The following is a 17,773-nucleotide window of genomic DNA, read 5'->3' on the forward strand; positions in this document are numbered from 1 at the left end:
CTATTAGATTTAGGCGTAGGTTCTAATTTCTTTACCTACTAAGGATGAAGCAAAGTTACTTAGCAACTTTGGTTTTCACCTGCCCTTCTTTCTCTAAAGCAGTTTTCAGTTTTTTAACCGTCAATTTTGAACAAAACACCTCATAGAAACCTGCAGAATTACTGTTTTATGATCATTTCACGGAATGCTTTTCCATCCAACTCATAGATCAATTGATAATTTCCGGCAGATAAATGCCCAATCAATAAATCCACGATGATATTATCCACTATTTTCTCCAGAACAATTCTTCCCGAGTTATCCATCAAAACAATCCTCCCTCCAACTCTGTCGGATTTGACAACCAGGATTTCAGAAGCAGGATTTGGATAAATAACAAATTTTAATTCTTCTTGGAGAAATGCACCTGGAGAAATGGTTGACAAAATAGGAATTTGTTCATTTGAAGACATGACATCGGAGAAAACACCCGCACCATTTTCTGCTTTAACAGAAAAATAATACCTGTTTCCGGCATTCAAGCTCAAACCACCAACACTTATATCCGTGCTCCAATAGTTATTTTTCCATTCCATCACATCAGTCGCTCCGATCTCTGTACCAATAGCCACCCAATAATTCGCAATATCCGAATTCGCATCAAAAGAAGTTGTCCAGTTCGCTTCCAGCATGGAAGTATATGTTGTAGTTGAAGCATCCGCAAGCAATACATCGTTGACCGTTTGAATTGCGGATGGGGTTGTCCAGTCAATTTTCACATCCTGAGAAGAGACCGCAGATAAATTTCCAGCAACGTCCTGAACAATTGACCGAATACGACCTACAGAAGTAGAAGAATTAGGACTTTCATAGCGCATATCACCACTCGCACCAACAGTAATAGGAGTACTTGAACTTCTCGAACGATAAACACGTAAATCATTTACTTTATAAACACAATTCCCAGTTCGGAAAGAGATGTAATTTCCAGTAGTGAGTGGAGTCGGATCTGTCCAGGTTCTCGCCAGTACATTGTTTACATACACTTGGTGTTTTCCAGTAGTTCGGTCGTAGGCAACTTTGTAATCGTACCATTGATCGACATTAAAATTATACACCACTTCATCAACCAAACTATACGTATCATTTGTTACTTCATAAATCTGAATCTTGTCATTATCCAAGCGGAAGAATACAAAATAAGAATTCCCCCTGTTGGGCAAAGTAGGATCACTGCAGAAATAATGGAAACCAGCTCTGCGGTTGGTTCCTGTTCCCGACATAGCTCCAGACCATTGATAGAGGTAACGATCACTCAAATTACTGGTTACGTTTGCCCATATATTCGAATTCCCATTGGACTCATCACTATGAACGAGGTTTCCGGAACCCAAAGCCCACATACCCGACTGAGAAGTCCAGCTGGAATGAATAGCAGTCTGATCGAAGTTGTCATTAAAAAATCCTTTCGCTGCATTGGAGCGCCAATCACTACCCGTAAGGTCTGTGACCTGGTAAAAAGACTTTTCAACACCACTTCCGCCTGCATTATCGGTATCCATATAAGTAGCAGTAAAATTCTGTGTGACCCAGCTTCCTGGAACACTTACAGTGGTCATCGGAGCAATGACATCCCCCAAAGCAGGGTTCGTAACAACACTTGTCCAATTTGCAACCCATCCTGCAGCAGTTGTAGCACAATCGCTTCTGAATTCAATCAGTAAAGATCCACTAGAAGAAGTAATTGTTCCTGGGGAATTGGTTCCTGTATACGTCCCGATTAAAGGTGCAGCAGTAGTTGCTCCATCATAAATGTAGAGGTAATCCCAATTTGCTTCGATAGAAAAACTAGAGAAGTTCAAAGTAATTGAACTGGCATTTGCTGGTTGGATAAGTGTCAAAGAACGTTGGTCATTGCTGTAATTCGCTCCGCTACCTCCGGAATCCGTAAAAGTTCCGCTAGACGCATTCAAATTATTCTGAGTTGGATTATTGTTCACCAATTGATAATACAAGGCCCAATTCCAATAAATTCCTGGATCGGTATGTGTTTGATTGGGGAAATGCTGGTGTCCTTTGATTTTGATGCATCCACCCAACACATTTGCACCACTTGTTGCTGCACCTGAAAATGTTCTCAGCGGACTAATTCCGTATCCACTTTGGCAAATGTCGCGGGTAATTCCTGCAGAAGCATTATACAATGCAGGTGTGTACCATTGCGCCTGAGTCACATATCCTTCGTGTTCGTATCCAATCGTATACGGATTTTCGGAGCCTACATGCCACGCTTTATTTGCTTCTAGAACCATTTGAGTAACCTGACCATCCGAAGAGCGAACTACATAATGATAAGAAACACTTGATGAACAATTCTGAGACCAGGATATTGCTCCTGCATAAGTTCCCTGAATAGTGTGAATAGTAATAGCAGAAATAGCAGTACCACTTCGAGAACTGAAATTACAGGAAGGAGCAGGATTCCATACAGCTGGCGTATACTCGAGTGATTTAACCAAGCTCTCTGTTTTTTTTGGAAGGTAATTCTGACCTGAATTTGATTGAATTCCATTCTCAGAAAAAGTAATCCTTTGAGCACTTAAAACTGACAAGTTCTGAGACCCGAAAAGGCTTTTCAAATCAAAATTGTAATTGGGGAAATGATACAAAGCCGAATTTTCATCGTTATTCAGAAATTTGAATAATTCGTAGAGTTCGGCATCTCTTGCAAATGCATTTACTCTTCCAGAATCAGATAAATAGGACAGCCTATTAAAAATCTCCTTCAGAGAATTTGGAAGTGAAGTTCCTTTTAGCTCTTTCATGTAGACATCAACAACCTTTCCAAAGGCAGAAATTTCAGCTGCAGGATCTTGCTTAATTTGAGAAACTGGAACTCCGGAAATTTGTGAAACGAGTTTCAGATTCTCTTTGAAATAGCCCTTGCCATGGGCAATCAGTCCTAAAAAGCCGTGAGACTTTGGCAGGCCAGAACAAGACTCTAATTCAGAGGTTGTCAAATAAGACATCCGGGTTTGAGTGAACGAAACAGCTTCCAAAATTCCTTTTGGAATCCCTGGATAAGCAGCATAAGTTTGCTGACAGTAAGATTCGAAATTCGCCTGACTTGTCTGTGCCAGCGCTGTGAAGCCGAATAAACAGCTTGTGAATAGTAGGATTTTCTTCATATATTTTCAATCAGTAGTATTGAACTAATATATTCAATTCTTTACATACTTGAAAATCAATATGAAACAAAATGGATTTAGTAATTTAAATTTACCTAGCAGGACTTTTCAAATCCTGTTTTACTCATGAAAAATATGGATCCATAGCACTCTAGAAAATCGAAAGTTGAAAAACATAGTAAAGAGCAAAACAGTGAACATCAGTGTAAAAATCCAAGCTAAAGGGAGAAACCACGCGAAGATTAAGAAAACGGGAACCAACTCAGCTATTGCTAGTCCGTAGCTAATATACATCGCTCCAAAAAAGTAACCTGGCTCTTTATCAAAACGATAATTACATTCAGAACAACGTTCGTGCATTTTAGGAGCTTTCAAACGAAGCAAAGATCCTTTCGTTTCAAAAATTTTTCCTTTTCCGCAAATCGGACAACATCCGTTCAATATTGGTGTAAACTTTGACATCGCTTTTTTTTACAAAGGTAACTCAGTTAAATCTATCCATATATTATTCATTAACTCCAATAATTACATTATTCAGACATATCCAAATTATTTCCTCTCTGACGCTCAATCTAATTTGTTCTTCAAAAGCTGTCGTTTTTTCTTGTATTTTTAAGCATGAGTTTTCCGCGTCTTCCCATTGAAAAATTCGATGAAAATGGCTTATTACAAGCTTTTTATATCAATCGCTTTTCCGAACATTTAAAAAAATATCATTCAGACATTAATCATCCACACAAACACGACTTTTACCTCACCGTTTTCTTTACAAAAGGAAAAGGGACACATGATATTGATTTCAACTCTTATCCAATAGAAGCAAATACCGTGTTTTTTCTTCAGCCAGAACAAATTCACGATTGGAAATTTGAGGAAGAAGCTGAAGGTTGGATTCTATTTCACTCGGAAGATTTTTACAAACTTTATTCTACTCACTTTGAATTGCATCATTGGCCGTTTTTTCAATCACGAGATTCAAAACCAGCGCTAAAAATTGACGGAAAAATTGGAGAAGTTTTGTTGCTCCGTTTTCGTGAAATGATGGAAGAGTATCAATTAAACACCAGTCATTCCTTTCTAAAAATAGCTAGTTTGAGCCAGCTCATTTATTCAGATTTAGCACGAATATATGACAATAATGAATCCATTTCAGCTCCAAAAAATAGCCGATATCAAAACCATTTTCATCAATTCATGGAGCTCTTAAATGCAAACTACATATTCAATAAAAATGCTTCATTCTACGCTGAAAAGCTAGCAATGACTACTAAGCATTTACATCGAATTTGTCTATCAAGTACTGGAAAAAGTACTACTCAACTCATCGCTGAACGATTAATCTTAGAAACCAAAAGGAAATTAGTCAGTGATTCGAAAAGCATTCAAGAAATTGCAGATGAATTAGGATTTGAAAACTACCCATACTTTCATTTATTTTTCAAGAAACATGCAGGGGAAACGCCGAAGCAATTCAGGGAGAGGAATTGAATGATTAAGTTAGTTTGTCTGTTAAGATTTTCATTTCAATAACAGGAGATATTTTCTCATACAGGATATTGTAAACGGCTTCCAAAATAGGCATATCGACTTGGAATTTCTTGTTGATTTCCTTGACACATTTGGTGGCATAATATCCTTCCGCGATCATATCCATTTCCAACTGAGCAGTTTTCACAGAATATCCTTTCCCGATCATAAAACCAAAGGTTCGATTTCGGGAAAACTTCGAATATGCAGTTACTAATAAATCACCCAAATAAGCAGATGACTTCACATCGCGGTGAATAGGGCTAACTTCATCTATGAAATTTTCAATCTCTTGAATAGCATTGGCAATTAGAACCGATTGAAAGTTATCTCCATAACCCAATCCAGCGCAAATTCCGGAAGCCAAGGCATATACATTTTTCAAAACTGCCGAAAGTTCTGTTCCAAACAAATCGTCAGAAGTAGTAGTTTTGATATACCTACAAGCAAGCATACGTGCCATTTCCTCAGCAATGTTTTCATGCTGACAAGCGACAGTCAAATAAGAAAGACGCTCCAAAGCAACTTCCTCCGCATGACATGGTCCGCAAATGATTCCAATATCTTTATAAGGAGTACCAAATGTTTTATGAAAAAAGCGCGCTGGAATAGCATTGTATTCGGGAACAATTCCTTTTACAGCCGAAAAAACAACCTTTCCTTTGAATAAATCGGGCGTTGTATCTTTAAACAAATCGACCAAAAAAGCAGATGGTGTTGCAACAATTAAAACATCACTTCTACTAATAATCGCTTCTAAATCGTTTGAGACATAAATCTGATTCAAATCAAATTCAACCGACTGCAAATAAGACGGATTGTGCTTATACCTCATAATATGAGCCACTTGATCTTCTCTACGTACAAACCAATTGACCTGTGCAAAATTATTACACAAGATTTTAACCAGGGCAGTAGCCCAGCTACCTCCTCCAATGACACCAACGGTTTTCATTCGCTTATTCATAGTCTCGACAAATGTACATATAATTCTCTTCGTTGTATTCAACCAGACTCTTTCGAAGACTGAAAATAATTCGTTATGCAATCTAACAGAAAGCACTATCTTTGCTAAAAAAATATGGCAGAAGTTTCACGTATTTCCACAAACAAAGCTCCGAAACCAGTAGGATTATACCCTCATGCACGCAAAGTTGGCAATCTTCTATTTTTATCGGGAGTTGGACCAAGAGTAGCAGGCTCTGATGATATTGATTCAGCGGTTCCAGGTCTGAAATTGGATAAAAACGGGAATTTCATTGAGTTTGATTTCGAAGCACAATGCCGAAGTGTATTTGACAATGTTCGAATTATTTTGGAAGAATCTGGATCAAGCTGGGATCAGTTAGTTGACGTAACCGTTTTCTTGGTAAATATGAAGCGTGATTTTCATGTTTACAACCGTATTTATGCGGAGTATTTCAAAGACAACTTACCTTGTAGAACAACAGTCGAAATCAACTCGCTTCCTACCCCAATTGCCATCGAATTAAAGTGTATTGCAACAATTGACTAATTAAATTATGATCGGATTTGCTATTCGCAGTTTACTAGCTGCAGGAATGTTATTCTTAACTGTTTATTCTTTTTATACTGGTTACTGGGGCTGGGGTATCTTTCTGATTTTCCCTACAGCACTTGTAATTTTGTCGTTTAATTACAACGAAAACTTGGCTTTCACGCTGAATCACATGCGTACTGGAAATCAAGACAAAGCGCAACGTGCTATTAACCGCATTACAGCACCTCAATTTTTGCCAAAACGCCAAAGAGCATATGTAATTTACATGCAAGCTTTGTTAAATGCACAAGCTTTTCCTTCCGTTAAAATTGAAGGGATGTTGCGTGAGGCCATTCAGTTGGGCCTGAAAAGAGGTCATGACAAAGCAATGGCTCGTATGCATTTAGCTGGACTTTGTGTTCAATCAGGTCGCAGACAAGAAGCAGTGACATTATTAGCAGAAGCTAAAAAAATGGACGATAGCGGAATGTTAAAAGATCAAATCAAAATGATGCAAAGTCAAATGCAGAATGCACCTTCTAAAAATCAGATGCGCATGGCACAAATGATGGGAGGCCGCAAGAAGACGCCTAAAATGCGTTAATTTTTGATGAAAACATTTGCCAATTTTCCTGAAAATTATGAGCTCATTGATGCTGGTGGTGGAAGAAAACTGGAACGCTGGGGAACAGTAACTACCATTCGCCCAGAGCATCAAGCATATTTTGGCGCAGCATTATCTAAAAAAGAGTGGACAGATTTAGCTGATTGGGAATTTATTCCGAAAACAGAAGGTTCACTACAAGGAGTTTGGAAAAAATTAAAGGCTCAAGCAGCTGAAGAATGGATTTTCTCAAGCAATCAGCTTATTTTCAACTTGCGAATCACAACGAATAAACATGTTGGGTTGTTTCCTGAGCAACAGATTAATTGGGAATTCCTTTCCGCCCATTTAGATTCCTCCAAACGTTTTTTAAATGCTTTTGCATATACTGGAGCAGCATCCCTTTTTGGAAGAAGAACGGGAGCAGAAGTCATTCATTGCGACAGCGTAAAACCGATGCTCGATTGGGGAAGACAAAATCAATTATCCTCTCAATTAGACGGAATCAAATGGGTGCACGAAGACGCCTTGAAATTCATTCAGCGAGAAGTTAAAAGAGGAAATAAATACGATGTTGTGCAGTTAGATCCACCAGCTTGGGGACTTGGTACAAAAGGCGAGAAATGGAAATTAGAAGACTTATTAGGAACTTTACTTTCAGAGGCATTTCAACTACTTTCCAAATCAGGAGTTTTGATTTTAAATACCTACTCTCCAAAAATAGATCTCAAAACGATTCATCACATCATTCAAGAATCGGGAATATCTACAAATAAGGCTGAAAATTCTGAATTATGGCTTAAAACGAATAGTGGAAAAGAGCTTTACTATGGAATTTTGACACGGATTTACAACCACTAATCACTCTCCCTTGTTTTTTTGCAGAACTCCATTTTGAATAGCAAACATAACCAATCCAACGACATTTCTTGCACCTACTTTGTTCATCATTGAAGTTCTAGCACTTTCAATGGTTCGTTTACTTTTAAATAGTTTATCTGAAATTTCCTGAGTAGTCATTTCATCACAAATCATTTCTAAAATAGTTAATTCGTTCGAGTTAAATAATACCATCGAATTCTCGTTAAACGAAGGTTGAATTTTCCCCGTATGAACCATTTTTGCTATGAACATCTTTGAAGTCCGATCACTTAAATAATACCCCGTTTCTACAGCAGATCGAATTGCCATCTGAATCTCTTCAGCTTCATCATCTTTCGACAAGTATCCATTTGCGCCATTTTCTATCGCTAATTCAACAAATTCAGCGTCATCATACATGGAAAGAAGCAAGACTTTCACATCAGGAAAAAATTCTCTAATTTCTTTTGTGGCTTCGATTCCATTCATTACGGGCATTCTGAAATCAATAAGAGCCAAATCTACTTGAGTCGTGCGCAACGATTCTATTAATAAAAGCCCATTTTCCACAGCTACAACAACTTCAAAACCATTGATATCATTCAATAATTTCACCAATCCATTTCTAAAAATAGATTGATCTTCTGCAATTGCTATTCTGATATTTCTTTTGCTTTCCATTTTAGAACAACTTTTGTACCTGGTTTCAGTAATTCATATTCAATTTGAGCATCAATTTGCTGACTTCTACTTTCAATATTTTTCAATCCCAAACTTTGAGATTTCAACTTGTCTTCCTTTGTAGGAATGAATCCAATTCCGTTGTCAGTAACACTCAACTGAATCCCCTCTTCATTTTGTTCCAAAGTTATTTCAATATTTGTCGCTTCTGCGTACTTTAGAATATTGTTAATTAACTCTTGTAAGATACGATAAACGGCCAAATTAACCTCTCTTGTCTGAGAATTACTTTTTGGATCATTCACTGCAATAACCGAAAAATCGACGTTGGATATTTGTTGTGCCAATGTATTTATTAAACTCTTCACGGCTGGAATAAGACCCAACTCCTCTAAAATTGTTGGGAGCAAGCGATTGGATAAACTTCTAATTTTGTTAATTGATATTTGTACTCCTTCGTTCAAGAATTTCCGCTCATTATCATCTATTGGCAAGGATGCAAAGGATAGTTTCAAAGCAGTAAGAGAAGAACCAATATCATCGTGTAATTCTATTGCAATTCGGCGCTGTTCAATTTCCTTTGCATCCAAAATTGCTTGAACCAAGTCATTTTTGTAATTCAATTCCAACTGAACCATTTCTTGCTTTTTTCGCCTCATTTTTTGTTGATATAGCACTGCGAAAACAATAATCGACAAAGCAAGAATAAACATCGCCAAAGAAGCAATGATTAACAAAAAGCCTAAGTTAGACGGTACCTGCTGAGCCATATTGCGCATGTATATAACAGATTGTAAAATAAAATCTGAACCAAATTGATTCCGTTCAAAATAGAATGAATTTCTGCCCCAAAATAACCATTAATGAGGTAATCATAGAGTACATTATAAACAAATGTACATGAATGACCAAGAAGCAAGACTCCACCAACAACAAAATAAATATCCTTGAAAGGATTGAATACTTTTTCTGTACGAAACATTTCAATAAAATAACTAATAATGACAAATGTAACGCAGCAAAAAGTTATTCCAGTTTGAACTGAAGCATGATTTTGCCAATCATCAAATGAATTGGTTAAAGTCGTCAATATGATTGCTATTGAAGATACTAAAATCAATAAAATTTTAGACCTTTTCTTTGAAAATTGAGTGAAAAAGAAAATACTTGGGAACATCAGTTCGACATACAGGTAAATTCTATAAAGCCACAAATTATTAATTCCTTTGTTGGCAAGTATTAATCCAGTAAGTTCGAATAAAAGAGTTAGTAATACATATAAAATAAGCAGTTTTGAAACAAAAAGGAGGTGTCCTCTAAACCAAAGAACACCTCCTAATAATAAAGGTCCCAAATAGGAATATACTATTATTTCAAACAAATTTCTACTGTGAATCTGAATTCAACACGTTTCTGGATCCACAATAAGGAGGACATCTCTTGGCAAGATCAATGACCACATTCAAGATATCATCTTCATTTTCATCAGCACCGACTAATACTAATTCAGGTGTACCATCTTCTTTCAATCCATAATAGAAGCGGATTCCTTTACTGTTTCCTGAAATTAGTTTTTCAATATTTGCTTTCCCAATAAAAGCTCCTTGAATTTTTCCTGAGTGAGCCTCGCGATAAGCTTTTGTTAAAGCTGCCGCAACTGAAATATCAATTGCTCCGCCTTCATTCCCTGTAAATGACATAATACATTAGTTTAAGTTATGAATCAATATTAATTTGAAATAATCGATAATCCAAACAGAAAAAACCACTAAAAAATATAAACATCTGATTTCATGTGTTTTAATAATTTTCGTATTTAAAAAAATGTGGTTTCCCGCAATGCATTTTCAGTATAAATACTGATGTACACCTCAAATTTGAGCAATACATTTGTTTCAGAAAAAGGAATAATTGAAATGTTTAATGAACTAATAAATAAGCCAAGAGTTGATATTCACAATAAAACGAATATTAGTTTTTGGAGTAGTGAATTAAAATGTTCAGAAAAAGAGTTACTCTATTGTATTTCTAAGGTTGGATCCTCAATAAGTGCAATTGAAAGTTACTTACACATGAACAAATCACTTCTTCAAGTTTGGTCAACGAGAGAATTTAAATATTAATTATAAAAATATATAGCAGCAGGTCGTTAAGAAATTACCCACATCCACTTTCACTGAGTTTATGCGGCCTGTTGCTTACTTTTTTTTCCTCCGCTCACTAAGCCAATTTGGCACGTTACCGCCTGAGTTGGAATTTTTACCACTATTTTTATTACCACTACTCATAGATGACCCCTGTTGATCTCCTAGTAACTGGGAGATTAACTCTGGTCTTTTAGCCTTCGTCAAACGATCCTTTATCCAATCTCTATTTTCACGCTTGTACCAAAAAAAGAAGCGATTTTGATTTTTCTTTTCGTCAGCTCCTTTAGCCGTATAAATTGGCTTCAAAGTATAGGGATGAACACCTGTGTAATAAATTACTTCAGAAACGGTCATAGGTGTTGGAGTAAAATCTTGAACTTGCTCCAATTGGAAACCCATGTCTTTCGTCTCAGCTGCCAAATTTGCCATATCAGCTTCTTCACAACCAGGATGCGAAGAAATGAAATAAGGAATCAAGGGTTGATTGATATTATTCTTTTCTGAAATACGATCGTACTTTTCTTTGAACTTGTGAAAGTATTTAAAGGACGGTTTTCGCATGACGCGCAATGTCGCATCGGAAGTATGCTCTGGAGCCACTTTCAATCGTCCACTTACATGTCGGGTAATTAGTTGTTCAATGTATTCATCGTGATTTCCATCATCGTTATTCTTATTGAAATCATCTACCAACAAATCATAGCGAATTCCAGAGCCAACAAAAGCCTTTTTAATCTTTGGATGTGCATCAATTTTACGGTATAAATCCGTCATGGCTTTGTGCGAAGTATCCAAGTTATTGCAAATCACAGGGTGAATACAACTAGGACTTGAACAACGCTCGCAAATCGCTTCATCCTTGCCTTTCATGCGGTACATATTCGCTGAAGGCCCACCAATATCTGATAAATATCCTTTGAATTCTGGCAATTTCACAACCTCATCAATTTCATTCAAAATACTTTTTTCGGAACGAGAAGAAATAAATTTTCCTTGGTGGGCAGAAATCGTACAAAAACTGCATCCTCCAAAACATCCACGGTGCATATTGATGGAAAACTTAATCATTTCGTAAGCTGGAATGGCTCCACGTTTCTTATATTTCGGATGAGGCATGCGCGTATAAGGCATATCAAACGACTGGTCCATCTCCTGTTCCGTCATTGTGCGATAAGGCGGATTGATAACCAAGGTTTTCGAACCAATTTTTTGCGTAATCCGATTTGCCTTTAATTTATTGGATTCAACCTCTACCACTTTGAAATTAGCTGCATACGCCAATTTGTCTTTTTGACACACTTCGTGACTCGATAATTCAACGGTCTCCCATTGCTTATTCTTAGGCAAATCCTTATCACCATCCTGAATAAATGCCACTTGATTCACAGTTGTCAAGGAACTAAAAGGAACTCCTTTTTTCAACAAGCGAAGAACATCTCGCAAGGGTTGCTCTCCCATTCCATAAACCAACAAATCAGCTTCTGAATCTACCAAAATGGAGGGCATTAATTCGTTTTTCCAGTAATCATAGTGAGTTACTCGTCGAAGCGAAGCCTCAATGCCACCAATTAAAACAGGTACATCTGGATAAATTTCTTTCAGAATTTTGGAATAAACAGTCGTTGCATAATCGGGTCTAAAACCAGAAACCCCACCTGGAGTATAAGCATCCGTTGAACGCAAGCGCTTTCCAGCTGTATAGTGATTGACCATGGAATCCATGCATCCCGCTGTTACTCCAAAGAAATATTTCGGTTTCCCCAATTTTTTAAAATCGCGTAAATCATCTCGCCAATTTGGTTGTGCGATTACTCCAATCTTAAAACCCTCACTTTCAATGATCCGTCCAATAACTGCTGTACCAAAAGCTGGGTGATCCACATAAGCATCGCCAGAAATTAGAATGACATCTAATTCATCCCAACCTCTTTTTTCAACCTCTTTCTTTGTAAGTGGCAACCAGTCCGTTATAGGCCTTTCCATATCCATTTTGCAAAGTTACGGAAAAAGAGTCTCTCAAGCCTTATAAATGAAGGATTTGTAGTACATTAACAGCACAGAGAAGAAGTTTAAAAGGTTCAACGAGTTAAAAGAGTTCAAAAATTTATGAGAATCAATTTGAACATTTGAACATTTGAACATTTGAACATTTGAACATTTGAACATTTGAACATTTGAACATTTGAACATTTATTATCTAAAAACTTCAAACTACCTAAGTTTTAGATCAAAACAAAATATATTACCTTTAATTCAATGAAACAACCTCTTGTTTACTTACTGATTTTGACTGGATTTATCCTGTATTCGTGTTCTTCAAGTAAGAAAAAACCAACGAAGCAACAAGAAATTGTGGCAGATTTGATTCATCCGCTCTATTTTCAAGACGAAGTCGCTGGACTCATTAATTTCCCTTTTTGGTTCAACGATAGTTTGGTTTCCAGCCACAAAATTCAGCAACTTACTATTACTTTCTTCAAAGGCGTTATCAACGACACTAGTGCTAATGATACCGATTACGGGGATGAAACGTTTCCAAAAAGAACTTTGATTTACAACTTCAATCAATCGGGAAGACTCATTCAAATGCAAATAGCCGATTTTTCAGAAGGAATTGTTATTTCCAACCAATCATTCCTACTGAAAAAACCAACTGAAATTGGATATTGTGATGTGATTCAGAAAGATAATTTATATGGTGTTGAGAACAATACATTTACTTATAGTCCAAGCAAAATAAACAGTAATTACACTGCTTTTGAATCTTCCAATGACAATGATTTATTGCATTTCATTTTAAAGAAAAAATACTTTGGGCCTTTATCGGTAGACTCCATAGCGAATCCTCTTCCAAACGATTGGATTGTTTTGGGTGAACCCATCAAACCAGTCAAAAGATACAAAGTGAAGAATAAGGTAAAAGAAACTTTTATTTCAGAATACACTTATTTTTCCGAGAATTATCCAAAGCTCATTACCAATGAAGATTATCCGTTCTTCAAAAAACGATATTTCAACTATTCAAATGGGCATTTCGATGGCTTCTTAGATTCTACTTTCATTGATAAAACATTTGTAACCTCGGTGAAAACTTTCATTTATTACGATAAAAACAGACTGCCTTCAAAAATAATCCACAAAAAGGAACATTTAGAAGGTGCAAACAAGTATCAAACTCACGAACTTTTTACCTATACTTTTTATGAATAAGAATTCTTTCTTTTTCCCTAATTTGAATCAATCGCTAACCCAATTCAGCATTCTGACTCAACAATTGATAAAGACTCGACATGCATTGAGTCTTTTTTTGTTCATCCAATCCTTTATTGGCTTCACACAAACAGATCAAGTTACGATCAAAAATAAGCAGTATTATGTTTATCCTCACCAACAGGAAGTCCGTGTGATGACAGAATATTATTTGAACTTTGCAGATTCGAAAGAAGTCATTAAACGCGATGATCGCAATGAAAAAATTGTCTCTATTGAGGTTCAACCTATTTCCGAAAAAGAAAAGAAACTCGCTCCAAAATTCCCGAAAACTTCAAAAAAGAACCTCAAACAATTAGAAGCGTTATTAGAGAATTATTCCTACTTCTTGGTAACTGCAACGAATTCAATTGCTGATGACCCTACTCCTGCCCTAAGAAATCTACCTGATGGAAATTACGTGATGTTTTATAGAGATATTCCCTATATCACTAAGCGCATCATACGCTATAAAAACGATCTTGTGGCAGCTACATTTTTCATCAAAAACAACCAAATTGAAGGAAAATGTGAGTGGTTTAATCCAGAAGGAAAACTAGTGATCACAGGAAATTATTCAAACAGTGAAAAATCGGGTGCGTGGAAAGAATACGTATTCCGTGAAAAATACGATCAAAATACCAAATACGATCCCAATCAAAGTATCGAAGAAAGAATAAAAAGTGCCGTTTATGATACTACAATTACAACAACAACTTTTACAAACGGATTGAAAAACGGCTCTTTTACCGTCTATGAAAACTCCGATTTATTGACTTCTGGATACTACACAAATGAGCAAGCATCAGGAGCTTGGGAATATTACGAATTCAAAAACAAGATCACCGTTGGAAAAAAAGGTCAGCTCATTATTACGAAAACAACGGATAAAACGCCCATTGATCGGTATGCCTTTCGTGCAGATCAAAAAAGAGGGAAATCACCCATGATTCGTCATCAAGTGGTTCCACCAAACTTCTTAGATTATAGCCGAAAAGATTCCTTGATTCTTCATAACAACTCTTCTTCTTCAGCCAACAATTACTCCGAGTATGGCTACGAAATGGAGTTTCCCGATTTCAGTAATTTTTACAGCCTTTTAGATAAAAAAGATACTGCAAATTATGAATTACCAGAAGAAAGTATAAACAGTTATGAAGGAGAGGAATATGAACTAGATGAAGAAATTTACTACGGTGATTATGAAGAGTCGATGTACAATGAAGAAAATGCGAATTACAATCCAAATGAATATTACTTATTCGCCAATAAAAAACGGTACACATACAACGATTTAATCGATTCCATTGGGTATTTATTTATCTATGAAGGAATTGTTGAACACTACTACCCCAATGGTCAACTGCAGTACAAATTTGAAGTCAAAGATGGAATGCTTCTAAAAGAAGAACCTGTTTATTGGGACAATGGAACGATTGCCAATGAAATTGTATTCATCCCTGATTCCAACCAATATGTACAGCGCTTTTACGATTACAACGGCGTTAAATACCTCGAAACTTGGCATGACCTGCGAGGAAACGTTTTAAGTGCACCAGAAATAAATAGTGCTTCAGTTGCGATTATCAACTCGAAAAAATATGATCGCAATTACGGACAACCTACTTTCATTTATGCCGAATCCAACGAAATTAAATGGGGTCAAATGCCTGAAAGAATACTGCTCATTCAGGAACTTTTCAAGATTGATTCTTCACTAGCAAAAGAAGTTTACTTCTATCCTTCTACTCGAACAATCATTTCCATGGGGCGGAATTTAATGGGTGATACGGTTTACCAACAAGAAGCAATATTCTCAGAAGACTATTTGAATGTCAATGCAACTTCAACCACTACATTCAAAAATATAACATTGAAATCGATTGAAAATGGCACCCTCGATGATTATTGGAAAAGCAGTATGTCAGATACCGTTCCAATTGAAAAAATGGCCTATTATTGGGAATACAAATATATCATTGATGGTGATAAAGAATTGCTTGTCGACGGAAAACCATTTACAGGAGATCTTCGTGTAAATGACAAAACGGGAAGTTTCAAATTGAAAGCGAGCAAAGAATCCGTTCAACTCACACTTCCAAAAAGCGATTCAGATCTCAAGCTTTATAAATCGGCCTTAAAGAGTTATTCCAAATCAAAAAAACGCTCTGATCTTCTAATTGGCTATGTTTCAGATTTTGGCGGATCGAGCCAATTATCGCATTCGGTTACGCGATTATTTACTCAGATTTATGGGTCACTTCAAGCACTTTACGAAGTTCAACCTTACGAACTAGACCGAAAAGAAGAATATCCTGATGGAGAATACGATATCCCTAACCCGCGTAAAAAAGGGACCCCAGAATCAGTTATCTCCAGTCTGCAAGGAAAATACTTAAATGGAAAACCAGAAGGAATCTGGACGTACAAAGATCAATTTGGACAAGTAAGATCAACCATTGGATACAAAAACGGATTGGCGCACGGAGATAATTTAGACTATTCGGTGGCAAATCCCTTACCAAAATACATGGAAGATGAATTATACAGTCAGTATAAAGATCCTTTGAGTCAATTTACAGAATATCCTGCTAAAAAAACGATGTATCTAGATTCCAAATGCACCTTCAAAAATGGTGAAATGGATGGGCCATACACGACATTGAACTGGAAAGGTGACACCCTAATGTATGTGAGCTACTTCAACGGAGCCAAAGAAGGTATTGAATACAAACGCAATAAATTATTCTATTCTCAATCCTTTTATAGAAACGGATATCTAGATGGAAATGTTCAAACGTACTTCACTTATCCGAAGAAAGATTCCATACTCATCTTCGATTTAGGATTTAAAAACGGAGCGCTTCAAGGAGAATCAGTTGCCTATCATTCGAATGGGAAACTAGCCAAAAAAGGATTTTTCTTAACTGGTCAACCTATTGATGACTACGAAGCTTATGACACACTAGGTTTTAAATACCAATACGTGAAGTTTCAATACAGTCAGCCTATCGAAGAAAAGATTTGGGAAGAAAACGAACTGAGTGTTCGCTATGAATTTGATTGGAGAGATTCCATTCCGTTCAATTTTGGAGATATTACTGAAAGTTCTAGTATCGAAAGACTCATCTATCAAGCTGGCTATGCCGATCAAGGAGTTTTTCAGCCGTATTATGGACGACCGAGTTTGGTGAATAAATCCGGAATCGATTATTACATCACCAAATATTATCCCAACGACACCATTGCCCGAGTTGGTGCAATTTCAAAAGGAGTTAAAGTTGGCTGTTGGAAATACTTCAACTACGAAGGCAAAAAGTTGATGGAAGTAGAATATTTCGACACCATCATTTCGATTAATGATAGCATTAAATTCAAATCTAAAGGAATTCTTTACTATTTAGACAAAGACAACAACGCTTTGAGTAAAAGTTGGATTATCGAGAAGTTTGAGAAATACGATTGTTCGCATACAGATCACAACGAAGAGCGCATGTTATATTGTTTTTGGGAAAAAGACACAACACAACACCGCAAAAACGGATATGTGAAAAACTATTACGACAATGGAAATCTTCAAAACGAAGGCTGGGTAAAAGATGGACTTCCTACTGGCGTTTGGAAAATGTATGATGTGAACGGAAACTTAAATCAGGTTGGGCAATACATTCTTGGAAAACGAGATGGCAGATGGTTAAAGGGCGATTTAGGAAGTGTAAAAAACATGAGCGAAATATGCTTGAATCCGAATTTGGAAAACTTAGAAGCCATTTTAAGCTATCAGGAAAAACTTTTGGATGTGAGCGTCATTACTTACCAAGTTGGAAAAGAGTTGAAACGCAAATACTACGGAATCAACATGAACAATGGAGAAGCTCCAGAAGGTTACTTTGAAGATGAAATGTATTATGGAGAGTGATGAAATAGGCGTTGAGTTAAACGTTTAAATATAATATTATTACAAACCCGTTTGAAAGTTGTGACTTTCTCATTATTTTCGGTGAAACCATACTAAACACTGGAATGCAAAGAAATA

15 protein-coding genes are annotated in these 17,773 nt (G+C 36.5%); 7 read left to right on the plus strand and 8 right to left on the minus strand.

What is annotated here, in order from left to right; translation table 11 throughout:
* Nucleotides 1–158: 158 nt before the first annotated feature.
* Nucleotides 159–3,167: an N-acetylmuramoyl-L-alanine amidase gene (locus tag FLUTA_RS20630; RefSeq protein WP_013685992.1), complete on the minus strand. Its 3,009-nt coding sequence runs from the start codon at nt 3,165–3,167 to the stop codon at nt 159–161.
* A 120-nt stretch (nt 3,168–3,287) separates the two neighbouring features.
* Nucleotides 3,288–3,629 carry a DUF983 domain-containing protein gene (locus tag FLUTA_RS06155; RefSeq protein WP_013685993.1) on the minus strand — a complete coding sequence of 114 codons (342 nt, stop codon included), beginning with the start codon at nt 3,627–3,629 and terminating at the stop codon, nt 3,288–3,290.
* Between the two features lie 156 nt (nt 3,630–3,785).
* Between FLUTA_RS06155 and FLUTA_RS06160 the strand changes: the two genes are divergently transcribed.
* Nucleotides 3,786–4,655, plus strand: coding sequence for an AraC family transcriptional regulator (locus tag FLUTA_RS06160; RefSeq protein WP_013685994.1), 870 nt, complete (start codon nt 3,786–3,788; stop codon nt 4,653–4,655).
* Nucleotides 4,656–4,659: 4 nt separating this feature from the next.
* Here FLUTA_RS06160 and FLUTA_RS06165 read toward each other — a convergent pair whose 3' ends face one another.
* On the minus strand, nt 4,660–5,661 hold the full coding sequence (locus FLUTA_RS06165; RefSeq protein ID WP_148235397.1) for an NAD(P)H-dependent glycerol-3-phosphate dehydrogenase: 1,002 nt from the start codon (nt 5,659–5,661) through the stop codon (nt 4,660–4,662).
* Between the two features lie 114 nt (nt 5,662–5,775).
* On the opposite strand from FLUTA_RS06165, the gene FLUTA_RS06170 reads away from it, so the two are divergent.
* The 3 genes from FLUTA_RS06170 to FLUTA_RS06180 are packed head-to-tail and all read left to right on the plus strand — an operon-like array spanning nt 5,776 to nt 7,660.
* A complete protein-coding gene (locus FLUTA_RS06170) occupies nt 5,776–6,210 on the plus strand; it encodes a RidA family protein (protein ID WP_013685996.1) in 435 nt (144 codons plus the stop codon).
* A gap of 7 nt (nt 6,211–6,217) precedes the next feature.
* Nucleotides 6,218–6,799, plus strand: a complete 582-nt coding sequence (locus FLUTA_RS06175) for a tetratricopeptide repeat protein (protein WP_013685997.1) — start codon at nt 6,218–6,220, stop codon at nt 6,797–6,799.
* 6 nt (nt 6,800–6,805) lie between these two features.
* Complete coding sequence (locus FLUTA_RS06180; RefSeq protein WP_013685998.1) at nt 6,806–7,660, plus strand: class I SAM-dependent methyltransferase; 855 nt, start codon at nt 6,806–6,808, stop codon at nt 7,658–7,660.
* Here the strand turns inward: FLUTA_RS06180 and FLUTA_RS06185 are convergent, their stop codons facing one another.
* The 4 genes from FLUTA_RS06185 to FLUTA_RS06200 are packed head-to-tail and all read right to left on the minus strand — an operon-like array spanning nt 7,661 to nt 10,041.
* Nucleotides 7,661–8,341: a response regulator transcription factor gene (locus FLUTA_RS06185; protein WP_013685999.1), complete on the minus strand. Its 681-nt coding sequence runs from the start codon at nt 8,339–8,341 to the stop codon at nt 7,661–7,663.
* A complete protein-coding gene (locus FLUTA_RS06190; RefSeq protein WP_169312062.1) occupies nt 8,314–9,111 on the minus strand; it encodes a sensor histidine kinase in 798 nt (265 codons plus the stop codon). Before FLUTA_RS06190 ends, FLUTA_RS06185 begins: the two co-directional genes overlap by 28 nt.
* Nucleotides 9,084–9,722: a hypothetical protein gene (locus FLUTA_RS06195; protein WP_148235398.1), complete on the minus strand. Its 639-nt coding sequence runs from the start codon at nt 9,720–9,722 to the stop codon at nt 9,084–9,086. Before FLUTA_RS06195 ends, FLUTA_RS06190 begins: the two co-directional genes overlap by 28 nt.
* Before the next feature lie 4 nt (nt 9,723–9,726).
* Nucleotides 9,727–10,041 (minus strand): hypothetical protein, encoded by a 315-nt coding sequence (locus tag FLUTA_RS06200; protein WP_013686002.1) that lies wholly within the window; start codon nt 10,039–10,041, stop codon nt 9,727–9,729.
* Between the two features lie 216 nt (nt 10,042–10,257).
* Between FLUTA_RS06200 and FLUTA_RS22030 the strand changes: the two genes are divergently transcribed.
* Nucleotides 10,258–10,464 (plus strand): DUF3606 domain-containing protein, encoded by a 207-nt coding sequence (locus FLUTA_RS22030; protein ID WP_425357331.1) that lies wholly within the window; start codon nt 10,258–10,260, stop codon nt 10,462–10,464.
* A 75-nt stretch (nt 10,465–10,539) separates the two neighbouring features.
* Here FLUTA_RS22030 and FLUTA_RS06210 read toward each other — a convergent pair whose 3' ends face one another.
* Nucleotides 10,540–12,477, minus strand: coding sequence for a YgiQ family radical SAM protein (locus FLUTA_RS06210; protein WP_013686004.1), 1,938 nt, complete (start codon nt 12,475–12,477; stop codon nt 10,540–10,542).
* Between the two features lie 267 nt (nt 12,478–12,744).
* On the opposite strand from FLUTA_RS06210, the gene FLUTA_RS06215 reads away from it, so the two are divergent.
* Both FLUTA_RS06215 and FLUTA_RS06220 read left to right on the plus strand, forming a co-directional pair.
* Complete coding sequence (locus FLUTA_RS06215; RefSeq protein WP_013686005.1) at nt 12,745–13,698, plus strand: hypothetical protein; 954 nt, start codon at nt 12,745–12,747, stop codon at nt 13,696–13,698.
* The gene (locus FLUTA_RS06220) at nt 13,691–17,656 is read left to right on the plus strand and encodes a toxin-antitoxin system YwqK family antitoxin (RefSeq protein ID WP_013686006.1); all 3,966 of its coding nucleotides are present in this window, start codon (nt 13,691–13,693) and stop codon (nt 17,654–17,656) included. Before FLUTA_RS06215 ends, FLUTA_RS06220 begins: the two co-directional genes overlap by 8 nt.
* Nucleotides 17,657–17,773 lie beyond the last annotated feature (117 nt).

Source organism: Fluviicola taffensis DSM 16823 (assembly GCF_000194605.1).
Taxonomy (GTDB): Bacteria; Bacteroidota; Bacteroidia; order Flavobacteriales_D; family Crocinitomicaceae; genus Fluviicola; species Fluviicola taffensis.

Coding starts and splice junctions, on each gene's coding strand:
- FLUTA_RS20630 (WP_013685992.1), bottom strand. CDS start 3,167: ATGAAGAAAATCCTACTATTCACAAGCTGTTTATTCGGCTTCACAGCG.
- FLUTA_RS06155 (WP_013685993.1), bottom strand. CDS start 3,629: ATGTCAAAGTTTACACCAATATTGAACGGATGTTGTCCGATTTGCGGA.
- FLUTA_RS06160 (WP_013685994.1), top strand. CDS start 3,786: ATGAGTTTTCCGCGTCTTCCCATTGAAAAATTCGATGAAAATGGCTTA.
- FLUTA_RS06165 (WP_148235397.1), bottom strand. CDS start 5,661: ATGAATAAGCGAATGAAAACCGTTGGTGTCATTGGAGGAGGTAGCTGG.
- FLUTA_RS06170 (WP_013685996.1), top strand. CDS start 5,776: ATGGCAGAAGTTTCACGTATTTCCACAAACAAAGCTCCGAAACCAGTA.
- FLUTA_RS06175 (WP_013685997.1), top strand. CDS start 6,218: ATGATCGGATTTGCTATTCGCAGTTTACTAGCTGCAGGAATGTTATTC.
- FLUTA_RS06180 (WP_013685998.1), top strand. CDS start 6,806: ATGAAAACATTTGCCAATTTTCCTGAAAATTATGAGCTCATTGATGCT.
- FLUTA_RS06185 (WP_013685999.1), bottom strand. CDS start 8,341: ATGGAAAGCAAAAGAAATATCAGAATAGCAATTGCAGAAGATCAATCT.
- FLUTA_RS06190 (WP_169312062.1), bottom strand. CDS start 9,111: ATGGCTCAGCAGGTACCGTCTAACTTAGGCTTTTTGTTAATCATTGCT.
- FLUTA_RS06200 (WP_013686002.1), bottom strand. CDS start 10,041: ATGTCATTTACAGGGAATGAAGGCGGAGCAATTGATATTTCAGTTGCG.
- FLUTA_RS22030 (WP_425357331.1), top strand. CDS start 10,258: ATGTTTAATGAACTAATAAATAAGCCAAGAGTTGATATTCACAATAAA.
- FLUTA_RS06210 (WP_013686004.1), bottom strand. CDS start 12,477: ATGGATATGGAAAGGCCTATAACGGACTGGTTGCCACTTACAAAGAAA.
- FLUTA_RS06215 (WP_013686005.1), top strand. CDS start 12,745: ATGAAACAACCTCTTGTTTACTTACTGATTTTGACTGGATTTATCCTG.
- FLUTA_RS06220 (WP_013686006.1), top strand. CDS start 13,691: ATGAATAAGAATTCTTTCTTTTTCCCTAATTTGAATCAATCGCTAACC.